This window comes from Nonomuraea sp. NPDC049750 (assembly GCF_040659625.1).
Taxonomy (GTDB): Bacteria; Actinomycetota; Actinomycetes; order Streptosporangiales; family Streptosporangiaceae; genus Nonomuraea.
The window spans coordinates 1-12,704 of the sequence record NZ_JBFANB010000040.1; the positions used below are offsets into that span (position 1 = coordinate 1).

9 protein-coding genes are annotated in these 12,704 nt (G+C 72.0%); 3 read left to right on the forward strand and 6 right to left on the reverse strand.

The window, feature by feature from the left end; translation table 11 throughout:
- Positions 1-190 precede the first annotated feature (190 nt).
- The 3 genes from AB0J16_RS52395 to AB0J16_RS52405 form a co-directional block, all read right to left on the reverse strand.
- Positions 191-853, reverse strand: coding sequence for a M15 family metallopeptidase (locus tag AB0J16_RS52395; protein ID WP_358554551.1), 663 nt, complete (start codon positions 851-853; stop codon positions 191-193).
- Positions 854-915: 62 nt separating this feature from the next.
- The gene (locus AB0J16_RS52400) at positions 916-3,918 is read right to left on the reverse strand and encodes a BTAD domain-containing putative transcriptional regulator (RefSeq protein WP_358554554.1); all 3,003 of its coding nucleotides are present in this window, start codon (positions 3,916-3,918) and stop codon (positions 916-918) included.
- Between the two features lie 125 nt (positions 3,919-4,043).
- Complete coding sequence (locus AB0J16_RS52405) at positions 4,044-5,420, reverse strand: aminotransferase class V-fold PLP-dependent enzyme (protein ID WP_358554557.1); 1,377 nt, start codon at positions 5,418-5,420, stop codon at positions 4,044-4,046.
- Between the two features lie 218 nt (positions 5,421-5,638).
- Between AB0J16_RS52405 and AB0J16_RS52410 the strand changes: the two genes are divergently transcribed.
- The 3 genes from AB0J16_RS52410 (at position 5,639) to AB0J16_RS52420 (ending at position 8,530) form a co-directional block, all read left to right on the forward strand.
- Positions 5,639-6,100, forward strand: coding sequence for a hypothetical protein (locus AB0J16_RS52410; protein WP_358554560.1), 462 nt, complete (start codon positions 5,639-5,641; stop codon positions 6,098-6,100).
- A 97-nt stretch (positions 6,101-6,197) separates the two neighbouring features.
- Positions 6,198-7,289 carry a PLP-dependent cysteine synthase family protein gene (locus tag AB0J16_RS52415; protein ID WP_358554563.1) on the forward strand — a complete coding sequence of 364 codons (1,092 nt, stop codon included), beginning with the start codon at positions 6,198-6,200 and terminating at the stop codon, positions 7,287-7,289.
- A complete protein-coding gene (locus tag AB0J16_RS52420) occupies positions 7,286-8,530 on the forward strand; it encodes an MFS transporter (protein WP_358554566.1) in 1,245 nt (414 codons plus the stop codon). The genes AB0J16_RS52415 and AB0J16_RS52420 overlap by 4 nt, the downstream gene beginning before the upstream one ends.
- 14 nt (positions 8,531-8,544) lie before the next feature.
- On the opposite strand, the gene AB0J16_RS52425 is transcribed toward AB0J16_RS52420, so the two are convergent.
- The 3 genes from AB0J16_RS52425 to AB0J16_RS52435 are packed head-to-tail and all read right to left on the reverse strand — an operon-like array spanning position 8,545 to position 12,625.
- Complete coding sequence (locus tag AB0J16_RS52425; RefSeq protein WP_358554569.1) at positions 8,545-9,963, reverse strand: High-affinity nickel-transporter; 1,419 nt, start codon at positions 9,961-9,963, stop codon at positions 8,545-8,547.
- Positions 9,960-11,237 carry a tetratricopeptide repeat protein gene (locus AB0J16_RS52430; protein ID WP_358554572.1) on the reverse strand — a complete coding sequence of 426 codons (1,278 nt, stop codon included), beginning with the start codon at positions 11,235-11,237 and terminating at the stop codon, positions 9,960-9,962. Before AB0J16_RS52430 ends, AB0J16_RS52425 begins: the two co-directional genes overlap by 4 nt.
- A 32-nt stretch (positions 11,238-11,269) precedes the next feature.
- A complete protein-coding gene (locus AB0J16_RS52435) occupies positions 11,270-12,625 on the reverse strand; it encodes a DUF4331 domain-containing protein (RefSeq protein ID WP_358554575.1) in 1,356 nt (451 codons plus the stop codon).
- Positions 12,626-12,704: the final 79 nt, after the last annotated feature.

The window sequence follows — 12,704 nt, forward strand, 5'->3', positions numbered from 1 at the left end:
TTCTACGACTACCCCGGCGGCCGCACCGGCCTGTGGACCTGGACCGCCAAGACCGGCGGCGGCTTCAACGCCCCCACCATGACCTGGGATTCGGGCGCGGGCAACTGGGACCAGTTCCGTACCAAGCCGATCTAAGGTCCTCACCACACGCGACCGCCGCGGTGATCATCGATCACCGCGGCGGTCGAACTCATGTACGCGGCGACCACTCGATCAGGGGGTACAGGGCCGCGGGAGCGCCGGTGGTCAGGGCCCAGTAACGATCGCCGTACGACCAGTGCCACCACTCCCTCGGGTAGTTGACGAACCCGGCCGCGGACATGACGCCGATGAGGGTCTCCCGGTTGGCGCGGGCGTGCTTGGAGATGTTCGGCGCGACCGTGTAGCAGGCGTTGTCGCTCTCCTCCGGGCTGGCGTTCACCTCGGTGCCCATGTCCAGCTCGGCGCCGTCGCCGGTGCACAGGGTGAGGTCCATCGCCGCGCCGCAGACGTGCGGGCCGATGTGGGGCGGCGCCAGGGAACGGCTGGCCTGCACGTACACGTGCTCAGGCGACCAGTCGGGGTTGTCCGCGCCGAGCTGCGAGGCGTACCGCTGGAAGTACCTTTCCTGCAGCGCGGGCGGCCGGTACGCCTCCACTATGAGCAGCCGCAGCCCGTCGGGCAGGCCGTTCTGGGCGCGCAGGAGGCGCTCGACGTGACCTTGGCGGATGTGCGCGTACGCTCCGCCGGTGTCGGCCATCCGCGGGTCCAGCCGCAGGCCGGGGACGGTGCGCAGGTCTACCAGCGGCTCCGCGCGATCCTCGACGGGGATCTCGCTGATTCTGGGGTCTGACATGAGGACGATGTCCGGCACGACGCTCTCCTTGCACAGAAAAAGGGCTGTTTAGGAGGACGTTGAGCGAGGGCACTCCAAATTCACTCCAGAAAAGCACCAGACGAGCGCAGTTCGCCGTACTCGCGGGTGCCGTACTCGGCGAAGACGGCGAGCGCCTCGGCTCGCATGGAGGCGGCGGCGGAGGCGTCCCCGGCCGCCTCGCGGGCGGAGGCCAGGTCGCGCAGGGTGCGGGCGCGGAACAGCGGCAGCCCCAGCCGGTCCCACAGCGCGACGGATCGGCCGAGATGCTCCTCGGCCTGCGCGTGCCTGCCGTGGGCCAGGTGCAGCTCGCCGACGGTCCGCTCGACGAGCGCCATCCCGAACCGGTCGTCGTTCCGTTCGCACACCTCCATCGCCTCGCGCAGCTCGGGCAGGATGCCGGCGTCGCCGCCGAGCCGGATGCGGGTCTTGGCCAGGGCCTGCACGCAGTACGCGAGCATCAGCGGGTCGCCCGCCTCACGCAGCAGGGCCACCGCTCGCGCGCACAGCTCCTCGGCCCGGCCGAACTCGCCGACGGCCCGGTGGACCAGGCCGATGGTACGCAGCGTGAGCCCCTCGCCGCGCTTGCTGCCCAGCCTGCGGAAGGCGGCCAGGGCGTCGTCGAGCAGTTCGCGGGCGGCGGCGAACTCACCCTGTTCGATCAGCACCGATCCGGCCAGCCGTTTGACGTATCCGACCGCGGCGTCGTCGCCGAGCGAGCGGAACACCTCCGCCGCGTCCCGCAGGTGGGCCAGCGCCCCGGCCAGGTCGCCCAGCTCGCGGCAGGCGTTGCCGATGCCGGCGACGGCCACCGCCTGCCCGTGCGCGTCGCCGCCCGCGCGCAGCAGTGGCAGCGCCTGGTGGAAGAACGCCTGCGCCTCCGAATAGCGGTCCTGCCGGTAGCGGAGCTGGCCGAGCCCCACCAGTAGCGTCGCCTCGGCCAGCGGATCGCCCGCCCGCCGTGCCGCGCCCAGCGCCGACTCGTGCGTACGCCGCCACTCCTCGAAACGGGTGTCCACGGAGAACGAGGAGGAGCACAGGGCGGCGGCCACCTCGCAGGCCACCTCGTGCAGGTTCATGGCGGCCGCCCGCTCCACCGCGACGACCAGGGCGGGACTCTCGGCGCTGAACCACGTGACCAGGTCGGCCACGTCCGCGTCGACGGGCCTGGCCATGGCGTACTCGCGCCGCAGCGCCAGCGCGCCCGGCGGCCGGGCGGCGGCGGCCCGGGTGATCAGCCACAGCCAGCCGCCCAGAGCGCGGTTGACGGCCGCCGCGCGCTCCTCGGGCGGCTCTTCGGCCTCGGCGCGTTCGGCCGCGTACACGCGCAGGAGGTCGTGCAGGCGGTAGCGGGTCTGCCCGGCCGCGTCCACTGCGACATCGTCGAGGAGCTGGGCATCCATCAGGCGTTCGACGGCCTCCTCGGCCTCGGCCTCGGGCACGTCCAGGAGCGCCGCGGGCACCCAGGACGCGAAGTCGGGCACGCCCAGCAGCCCGAGCAGGCGGAACGCCCGTTTCGCTCCCTCGTCGAGCCCTCGGTAGCTGAGCGCGACGCTGGCCCGTACCTCCAGGTCGCCGGCGGTGAGCTCGTCCAGGCGGCGGTGTTCGTCGGCCAGCCGCCCGGCCAGCGTCGCGAGCGGCCAGTTCGGGCGGGCCGCCAGCCGCGCGCCCGCCGTGCGCAGCGCGAGCGGCAGATGACCGCAGAGGCGGACGATGTGCCCGGCCGCCTCCGTCTGCGCCCGTACGCGCTCAGGACCGGCGATGCGGGCGAGCAGGTCCACTGCCGCAGGGGTGTCGAAGACGTCGAGGTCGCTCACCCGCACCCCGTCCAGGCCGGCGAGCCTGCGCCTGGCCGTGATCAGCACGGCGCAGGTGGGGCTGCCCGGGAGCAGGGGGCGTACCTGCTGCTCGGAGCCCGCGTCGTCGAGCACCACGAGCACCCGCCGGCCGTGCAGGGCGCTGCGGTAGGCGTCCACGCATTCGGGCACCGTCGACGGAATCGCGGACGGCGGCAGCCCGAGCGCCCGCAGGAAACGGCCGAGCACCTCCAAAGCCGGGGCCGGAGAGCCGGTGACGCCGCGCAGGTCGGCGTAGAGCTGCCCGTCGGGATAGGCCGGGGACGCCTGGTGGGCGGCCTTCACCGCGAGCGTCGACTTGCCGACTCCGCCCTTGCCGGAGATGACGCACACCGTGACCGTGTCGCTGGGGGCGTCGAGCAGGGCGGTCAGCTCCGCGAGCTGGCGCTGCCTGCCGGTGAAGTCGGCGACTCCGCGGGGCAGGTGCGCCGGGACCGGCTGTGATCTGGACAGCGCCGGAGCGGGGTCCAGGGCGGGGTCCGCGCGCAGCACCGCCTCGTACAGTTCCTGCAGCTCGGGGCCGGGATCTACGCCCAGCTCGTCGGCCAGCGCCTTGCGGCCCTCGTGGTAGACCGCCATCGCGTCGGCCTGGCGGCCCAGCCGGTACAGGGCCCTCATGAGCAGGGCGCGGGGGCGCTCTCTGGCGGAGTGCAGGCGGACCAGCTCGGTGAGCTCGCCGACCGCCTCCGCGTGCCTGCCCAGCGTCAGCTCCGCGTGAAGCAGCTCCTCCTGGACGAGCAGCCGCGTCTCGTCGAGGCGGGCGGCCTCGCCGCGCAGCACGTGCCCGATGCCGCCGAGCGCCGATCCGCGCCACAGCGCCAGCGCCGCGCGCAGGCTTTCGGCCGCGCGGTCGTGCCCACCGTCCGCCGCGTGCCGCCGGCCTTCGGCGACCATCCGCTCGAACGACTCCACGTCGAGCCGGCCGGGCTGGAACCGGGCCGCGTACCCCGGCGGCCTGGTCTCGATCACCTCCCCCTCGCCGCCGTCCGCGAGGGTGCGGCGCAGGCCGTACACGTACGTCTGGACGAGCGCGGAGGCGCTGCGCGGCGGGTCGTCGCCCCACAGCACGTCCACGAGCCGCTCGCTGGAGACGACCTTCCCGTTGGCCAGCAGCAGCGCGGCCAGGAGTGCGCGGGGTTTCGGCCCGCCCAGCGCCAGGCGCTTGCCGCCGTCCCAGGCTTCGACGGGGCCGAGCAGACGGAACTCCACTGATCCCCCTCGGGGAGGTGACCTTGTCCCCGCAGTGATAACACCGCGCGACCCCGTACGCCACCGCCCCGAGGAAGAAATCGGTCAGTCAGTCAGGCAGCAGGGCGGCTCGGCGTCCTTGCCGATCACGCCCCTCTGCGGGCGATGTCGCGCAGTGCGGCGGCGAGCCGGTCCACATCGTCGGCGGAGGTGAACAGGGCCGGGGTGACGCGTACGGCGGCGCCGCCGGTGATCCCGGTGCGGGCGATGGTGAAGATCCGGTGCCGGGTCATGAGCTCGTCGGCGATGGCCTGGTTGTCGGCCTCAGAGGTACGGCGGCGCAGCCGCATGGCGGTGATGGCGCCGTACATGTCGGGTTCGTCCGGCGTGAGGATCTGCACGGTGGGGAGGTCGCGCAGCTGGCGGACCCAGCGATCGCGCAGGAAGCGCAGCCGGGCCTGCTTGACCTTGGCGCCGAGGGTGTCGTGGAAGTCCAGGGCGGTGTCGGCAGTGAGGAAGGGGGCGACGTTCATGGTGCCGGAGTGCACGCGGGAGCGGATGTCGGTGGCCGGATAGGTCTCGTCGGCGTAGAGGGGGTCGATGTCGGCCAGGCGCTGGGCACGGATGTAGAGGAATCCGGCCCCCAGCGGCACGTTCATCCACTTGTGCAGGGAGAAGGCGGCGAAGTCGGCGTCGAAGTCGGGCAGGGTGAAGTCGAGCTGCCCCCAGGAGTGGGCGGCGTCGACGATGACGTCGACGCCGTACTGGCGGGCCATGGCGACGATCTGGCGCACCGGAGTGACCAGGCCGGTGCGGTTGTTCATGTGGCTGAGCAGCAGCAGTTTCACTTTCGGGTGCTCACGTAGCGCGCGCTCGTAGACCTCCAGCACCGCCTGACGGGTGGGAGGCTCGGGGATGACGATCCGCGCCAGGTGGACGCCGCGCCGGGCTTGGAGCCAGTTCATCGCGTACTGGGCGCTGTGGTAGTCCAGGTCGGCGTACATGATGCCGTCGCCCGGGCGCAGGCGGCGGTAGCCGGAGATCAGGCTCTGCAGCGCCTCGGTGCCGCCTCGGGTCAGCGCGATCTCGTCCCTGGTGACGCCGAGCAGCGTGGCGATGCGGTCGCGGACCTGGTCGGCTCGCGGCTTGTACGCGGTGCGCAGCAGGTGCGAGCTGCGCTCGTTGAGCTGGTCGATGTTGCATTGGTACGCCAGCCGGACCGGCTCGGGCATGATGCCGTAGTAGCCGTTCTCCAGGTTGACGAAGTCGGCGCTCACCTGGAACTGGCGGGCGACGGCGGCCCAGAAACCCTCGTCCTGGGCCAGCTGCTCAGGGGTCAGACCGCCGCCGGGCACGGTCAGCGCCTTCGCCGGGGCTGGGCGGGCCACAGCCGGGGCTGAAGGCGTCACGGCGGGGGCTGAAGGCGTCACTGCCGGGATTGAGGGCGTCACGGTTGGGCGGGTCGCGGCGCCGGCGGCCAGCGCGCCGAGCCCGGCGAGGATCCGGCGTCGGGACAGGCTCATGAGGGACTCCACCTGATAACAGCGCGATCCACGCGAGGCTCGAATGTCCACCGTAAATCGCGGTACGGGATAAATGGCCGTGCGATAGGACGCTCTTTCCCCCATGTCGATGAGCCGGCCATCGACGCGCCCGCGAAACCGGATGACGGCACGAGCTTTACCGGAAGCATTGCTATTGCGGGGCGCGTCCGGCTGCCTTTCGGGCACTATCACCGGTGATGCTTGCGACACGAACGCTCCGTTCGCGCCGACCGGCCGCCCGTGGCACCGGCCGGCTGCTGACGCACGCGGTGTTCGCGATCGCCTTGGTCCTCAGTGTGGTGTTCGCCCATGGCGGCGCGTGCGCGGCCGTGGAGCTGTCGGAGCCGGTCGCTCACAGCGCTCAACTGGCCGGCGGAGGGGTCTCCGCGTTCACCCACGGCGCTCATCTGGCGGCCGGCGGGGTCTCTCCGGTCACGCACGGCGTCCGCTGCCTGCATCGTGACCTGCCCGTGGGCCATGTACACGGAACCGAGCAGGACCGCTCGGCCACCAACCCCACCGGCGTGCCGCTCGTGCTGGCCGGGTCGGCAGTGGAGCTGCCCCGCCCGGCGGCACGGCAGACCGCCCAGGCCCCTTCGTCGTCGGCCGATATCGGGCGGGGGGTCAGGCCCGATCAGGAAAGCGTGATGCGCGTATAGGCCAGGACCGCGTCTGATTTCGTTGTCCATTGCCCGCCCAAGTTCGCGGTCATATCGCCGTGCCGTGAACTTCGCGTATTCTTCGGGGATTTCATCCATGTCATCACCAGCAATGTTCGCGCGCCCGCAAGAGTTTTCGCCGGCCGCCCATTCCACTCTGGCGCTCACCGTCGGCAATACGCCGCTGGCGTTCATTTCCGAGCCGTCCGTGCCGGGGGGAGGGGGATTCTGGGCCAAGCTCGAAGGCTTCAACCCGGGCGGCATCAAGGACCGGCCCGCCCTGCACATGGTGCGCCAGGCCCGAGCCCGGGGAGAGCTCGCACCGGGTGCGACGATCATCGAATCGACCAGTGGCACCCTGGGGCTCGGCCTGGCCCTGGCCGGCATCGTGTTCGGCCACCCGGTCGTGCTGGTGGGCGACCTCGGCATGGAGCCGTTGATGTGCCGGCTCCTGACCTCCTACGGCGTCCGCCTGGAGATCGTCACCGAGCCGCACCCGGTCGGCGGCTGGCAGCAGGCCCGCCGGGAGCGGGTACACCGCCTGCTCGCCGACCTTCCCGGCTCCTACTGTCCCGACCAGTACAACAACCCCGACAACGTCGACGCCTACGCCGGGCTCGCCCACGAACTGCTGGCCCAGCTGCCGCACATCGACGTGCTGGTGTGCTCGGTCGGCACCGGCGGGCACAGCGCGGGCATCTCCAAGGTGCTGCGCCGTCACTTCCCGCACCTGCGGCTGATCGGCGTCGACACGGTCGGCTCCACCATCTTCGGCCAGCCCGCCCGGCCCCGGCTGATGCGCGGCCTGGGCTCCAGCATCCACCCGCGCAACGTCGCCTACGACGCCTTCAGCGAGGTGCACTGGGTCAGCGCCGCCGAAGCGGTCTGGGCGTGCCGCGCCCTGGCCGCCCGGCACTACATCTCGGGCGGCTGGAGCACCGGCGCGGTCACCCTGGTGGCCCGCTGGCTGGCGCGTACCACCCCCGGCCAGACCATCGTCGCGATCTTCCCCGACGGGCCCTGGCGATACTGGAACACCATCTTCGACGACGAGCACTGCCAGCGGCACGGCCTGCTCGACACGACCCCGGCGGAGGAACCGGACCTTCTGCCGACGCCGAGCGAGCGGGAGGTGCGCCGCTGGACGCGTTGCACCCGCGTGATGGACCCGCTGGCAGGAACGCGATGAGCGGCATGCTGCGGCAGTTCCGCTCCTTCGACCGGCCGATCCAGCTGCTGCAGATCAACCAGCTGGGCATCAACCTCGGCTTCTACATGCTCATGCCCTATCTCGCCCAGCACCTGTCGACCGCCGCCGGGCTGGCGGCCTGGACCATCGGGCTGGTCCTGGGCCTGCGGAACTTCAGCCAGCAGGGCATGTTCCTGATCGGCGGCACCCTGGCCGACCGGCTCGGCTACAAGCCGATGATCATGGCCGGGTGCGCACTGCGTACGGTCGGGTTCGCGCTGTTCGGGCTGACCACCTCGCTGCCCTGGCTCCTTGCGGCGGCTGCCGTGACCGGCTTCGCCGGGGCGCTGTTCAACCCGGCGGCCCGCGCCTACCTGGCCGTCGAGGCCGGCGAGCGCAAGGTGGCGGCATTCGCCGTGTTCAACGTGTTCTACCAGGCGGGCATCCTGCTCGGCCCGCTGGCCGGCATCGCCCTGATGAGTGTCGGCTTCCCGGCCGTGTGCCTGTCCGCGGCGGCGATCTTCGCGGTGCTGACCGTCCTGCAAGGCGCGTGCCTTCCGGCCCGGCGCCCGTCGGGGGCAGAGCACCAGCCGGTGCTGCGCGAGTGGCGCGCGGCGTTCGGGAACCGGGCGTTCGTCTCCTTCGCTACGGCGATGATCGCCTCGTACGCGCTGTCGTACCAGATGTACCTGGCCCTGCCGCTGCAGGTGCAGCGCTTCGGCGGCGGCCAGGCGGGGGTGATGGCGCTGTACGCCCTCTCCGCGCTGCTCGGCATCGCCGGGCAGGTGCACCTGACCACCTGGTGCGCGGCGCGCTGGACTCGCGGGCAGGCGATCAGCCGCGGTCTGGCGCTCATGGGCCTCGCCTTCCTGCCGCCGGCTGTGGCGGCGCACCTGCCGCTGGCGCCGGTGTGGGCGATGCTGCCCGTGCTCGCCTGCACTCTTCTGCTCACCGTCGGCACGCTGATGGCCTTTCCCTTCGAGATGGCCACCATCGCCGACATGGCGGGAGATCGGCTGATCGGCACCTACTACGGGATCTACAACCTGGCCTCGGGCGTGGGCATCCTGGCCGGCAACCTGGTCGCGGGTGCCCTGCTCGACGCGGCTCGTACGACGCGGCTGGCCGCTCTGCCCTGGCTGCTGCTGGCCGTCGCCGGGCTCGCCTCCGCGGCCGCCGTCAGACGGCTGGACCGGCGCGACCGGCTCACCCCCGTCGGCCGGCTGGCCACCGCCACTTGACCAGCTGTGCCGTCTCAGAGGAGGGAGGCCAGGGCGCGGGCGGCGATGCCGAGGCCGACGAGCAGGACGAGTGCGGCGGTGATCGTCGCCGTGTACGGGCGCAGCCTGTTCAGCCGGTTCGTCAGGGTGAGGTCGGCCAGGTGGCGGACGGCGAGGGCCGCGGCGAGCAGGGTCAGGGCCATGCCCAGTCCGTAACAGACGACCGTGACGATCCCGAACGCCGTGCGCCCGAGCGCCATCGCCCCCAGCAACACCACGAGGGCCGACGGGCTCGGCACCAGCCCGCCCGCGACCCCCAGCCCGACCACGCCCCGCCCCGACGAAGCGAAATGCCCGTGCCCGCGCCCGTTTCCGTCCGCATGTCCGTGTCCGTGCGCAGGTCCGTGCCCGTCCGCGTGCCCATCCGCGTGTCCGTGCGCGTGTCCGTGCGCGTGTCCGTGTCCGTGCCCGTGTTGGCTCGCGGGTCGTACGACGGCCGAGCGCAGCAGGGCGGTGCCGATCGCCGCGATGAGCAGTCCGCTGATCACCCCGAGCCAGCCCAGCACCGTCTCCCCGGCGACCGAGGCGGAGACCGACAGCAGCACGCCCAGCACGATCACCCCGGCCGTGTGCGTCAACGTCACCGTCGCGGCCACGGCGAACGCGTCACGCACGCGGCCGTCACGCCCGGCCAGGTACGCGGCCATGACGGTCTTGCCGTGGCCGGGCAGCGCGGCATGGACGGCACCCAGGACCAGCGACACGAGCAGGGCCAGCAGCCCGAGCGGGACCGTCAGCCGGTCGGCCCCGACCAGGCTGTTGAGGCGGTCGGCCAGTAGACCGGTGTAGCGGGTGAGCACGTCCGCACCGGGCACGCGGGCCGGTGCCCCGAGGCCGCCACTGCCCGGCTCCACCGTGAAGCGGGCCTGACGGACATCGAGCGGGGAGCTGAGCAGGTCTGCCGGGTAGGCGTGCAGCTCACCGGACACGCTGCGGGTGGGCACACTGGACGCGCTGAGCCGGACACCGGAGCCGGACGCCGTGATCTCCCGCCAGCCCACGGCCTCGCCACGGTACGGGTTGGCGAATGTCAGAGTGAGTGGCCCGTCGACGCGTAGGGGAGCGGCCAGGCGGCAGGTGAGCCTGCTGGTGGGCAGCCCGGCGGCCCCAGGGCGGTAGGCGAAGGACGCGCTGGTGACCCGCCAAGCCAGTGGCCGTTCCCCGGCTTGTCCGCGCACCGCGCCGGCCAGCTCCCCACAGGCGCGCGCCGCGTAGGCGTCGGGCGGCCCGGAGGCGCCCTGGCGCTGCTGCAGGGTGGGGATCTCGGCGCTGTCGATGATCGCCGTGTCCTCGATCCGGTCGAGGTACACGCTCAGGCCGTCGTAGTGGTTGACGCTCAGATTCCCCAGCGGATGCGCGGCCAGAATCACGGCAGCGGCGACAAAGCCGATCACGCCGCGCCGCCCAGCGCCGCGCGGGCCTTTGCCGGGCCGTCCGGTGAGAAGTACGGGTTGATGGACAGTGCTCTGGTCAGCTCGGCGTGAGCGGCAGAGGTCCGGCCGAGGGCGCGGGAGATCTCCCCTCGGTGGTAGGCGAACAGCGCGTTCCGCCCGCCGAGCCGGTCGGCGTAAGCGGCATACCGGGCGGCCTCGGCGTGGCGCCCGGCCCGGTGCAGGGCCCAGCCGAGCGCGTCGGCCACGTCCACGCTGTGCCGCCGCCCCCACTCCGCCCGCAGCTCCCGAACGGCGACGGCCGGTGAGCCGTGGTCCGCCTCGTACCGGCCGACGGCGAGGGAGTCCGTTACACCGTTCGCCGCCTGCAGCTTGACCTGCGCGCGAAACACCGCGTACATCCGCCGAGCCTCGGCCTGGTCCCCGAGGTGCTGGAGCAGTTCGCCGTACTCCACGACGAAGGAGGGACTGCGCGTGACGGCGTCGGCGTAGTCGCGGCGAGCGTCGGCGAGGCGCCCGAGCGCGGCCTCCGCGCGGGCCTTGCCGGCCAGGGAGGGCGTGTGCGAGGGGTCGGCGGCCAGCGCCTCGGTGTAGGCGGACAGGGCGGCGCGCGGGTCGCCGTCGCTCCAGGCGAGCTCCCCGATCTGCCACACGCAGAAGGCGTAGTCGGCGGGGTCGGCGGCGATGTCGCGGGCCCGTTCCAGGGCCTCGCGCGCACGGGCGCTCTGCCCGCGCAGGTGGAACAGGTGCGCGGCGCGGGTGAAGGAGACCAGGTCCGGACGGCCGTCCAGCAGGTGGCGGAGCACCCGGTCGGCCTTGACGTACTGGCCGAGCTCCACGTACGCGTCGGTGAGCACGGCGTACAACGGCCATCGGTACGGCGCGGCAGCGCGCGCCCGCGTGCCCCAGCGCAGCGCGAGGGCGAAGTCGTGGCGGGCGTTGGCCAGGGCGCCCATCCCGATCACGGCGTCGATGTGCGGCAGGGAACGCTGGAACGCCCCCTGCGCCTTGCCGTAGAAGGCCGGGTCGCCGGTGCGGCGGGCCTGCTCCAGGTACGCACCGCCGAGGTCGGCCCAGGCCCGCGTGTCGCCGGGATGGCGGCGCAGGTGGTCCTGGGCCTGATCGATGAACGCGGCCGGTTCGTACGCCGTACGCCGCGGCGGGGTGGGCGGCGTTTCGTCCCGGCGCAGCCAGGCGCCGGGGGCGAACCAGGCCAACAGGGCGCAGCCCAGGAGCACGCAGCCCAGCAGCGGTAGCGCTTTCCGTACGCGTCTCATCAGTCCTCGGTCAGTCAGAACGAGCTGTCGGTCTAGTGCACCGGCAGGGCGACGTACGGGAAGCTGCCGGTGATGGGTGCGGTGAGGAAGACCGGGTTGTTCTCGTCGATCAGATTGGGCGCTCCTGGTCCCGCCGGCTCCCCCAGGAGCATCCGGAGGTTGACGGTGACCACGTCGTCGGTGAGGCGACGGCCGTTGGGATAGCCCTGCTTGTCGCCCTTGAGGTAGCCATACTTGTGCGGTTTGGCGGTGACGGGGGTGCTCATGTTGAGCCGCAACTGCTCCGTGGGCGTGAAGCCGGAGGCGTCCCGGTTGAGCAGTTGCGAGTTGAGGTCCTCCTTCAGCGGGCCGCCCCGCTTGGTGGTCAGGCCGGTGAGGTAGATCTCCTCCAGGTCCGCGCGCGGCGGGGCCGGCGCCTTGACCCCGGCCTGCCGCTCGACGGTTCTGGCCTGCTCGGGGTCCCGGGTGGACTCGACGACCAGGCCGCTGCCGGCGTCGTCCTGCGGACGCATGCCGTTGAAGCGGTCACGCGAGGCGAACGGGATGAGCACCTCGTTGAAGTTGGGGTTGCCCAGCCGTGACAGCTGCTTGTATTCGCCGTTCAGGGACTTGCGGGCGGCCGTGGTCCAGACGCCGACGACCGGGTTGGCCGTGGAGTCGCCGCCCAGGGCCAGCTCGGACTTGGGCACCTGGATGGCGAGCGAGTCGACGTTCATCGGCACGCCGGTGGCGAGCGGCGGGAACGGTATGCCGAACCTGAGCAGGTTCACCGCCTTGTTGTCGCTGAAGAAGGGGTCGGCGGCCTGCCCGGTGAAGACCTTTCCGCCGCCGGGCAGGTCGAGTACGGCCTTCTGACGCAGTCCCTGGTAGCCGGGCGTGATCAGGATGCCCATGTCGGAAGGGCCCACGTAGCCATCCCTGATGAGGGTCTGGTCGGGCTGGCCCGGGCGCAGCTTGGTCAGCGTGAAGCTCTGCTCCACCAAAGATTCGGGTCCGGCCGCTTGGCGTTCGCGCCGCAGGACCGAGGGCACCGGGAACCCCTTGTTGCGGAAGGTCCAGCGGTAGGTGATGGCCGCCTTGCCGCTGCCGGTGTTGTCGATGTGCAGGTCGTATTGGACGTTGGTGTCGAACTGGTAGGGCTTGTAAGGGATCTGGAAGGGGATGTAGTTCGCGACGATGGTCACCGTGTCGGGCTTGTCCGGGCTGGTGAAGGCGTACAGGTCGCTGGCGTCTATGACCTTGTCCTTGAACGTCCCCGGGGCGTCCCAGTGGCTGGTCGCCGTGACGGCGTTCATCGCCGGGCCGAGCAGCACGGCGCCGGTCAGTACGGTGGTGGAGGCGGCGGCGGCCATGAGCCATGGCCGTCTGCCGATGAGGTTCGGCATCATGTCCCTCGCTTCGCGGATGGTCTCGTACGCGGTTCAGAGCGGTCCGCGGCGACGAAGCCGTCGCCGCGGGTGCCGGGCT

Bases quoted from the DNA above. Each gene is read 5' to 3' on its own strand.
- AB0J16_RS52415 (WP_358554563.1), top strand. From the start codon at position 6,198: ATGTCATCACCAGCAATGTTCGCGCGCCCGCAAGAGTTTTCGCCGGCC.
- AB0J16_RS52410 (WP_358554560.1), top strand. From the start codon at position 5,639: ATGCTTGCGACACGAACGCTCCGTTCGCGCCGACCGGCCGCCCGTGGC.
- AB0J16_RS52420 (WP_358554566.1), top strand. From the start codon at position 7,286: ATGAGCGGCATGCTGCGGCAGTTCCGCTCCTTCGACCGGCCGATCCAG.
- AB0J16_RS52405 (WP_358554557.1), bottom strand. From the start codon at position 5,420: ATGAGCCTGTCCCGACGCCGGATCCTCGCCGGGCTCGGCGCGCTGGCC.
- AB0J16_RS52435 (WP_358554575.1), bottom strand. From the start codon at position 12,625: ATGATGCCGAACCTCATCGGCAGACGGCCATGGCTCATGGCCGCCGCC.
- AB0J16_RS52430 (WP_358554572.1), bottom strand. From the start codon at position 11,237: ATGAGACGCGTACGGAAAGCGCTACCGCTGCTGGGCTGCGTGCTCCTG.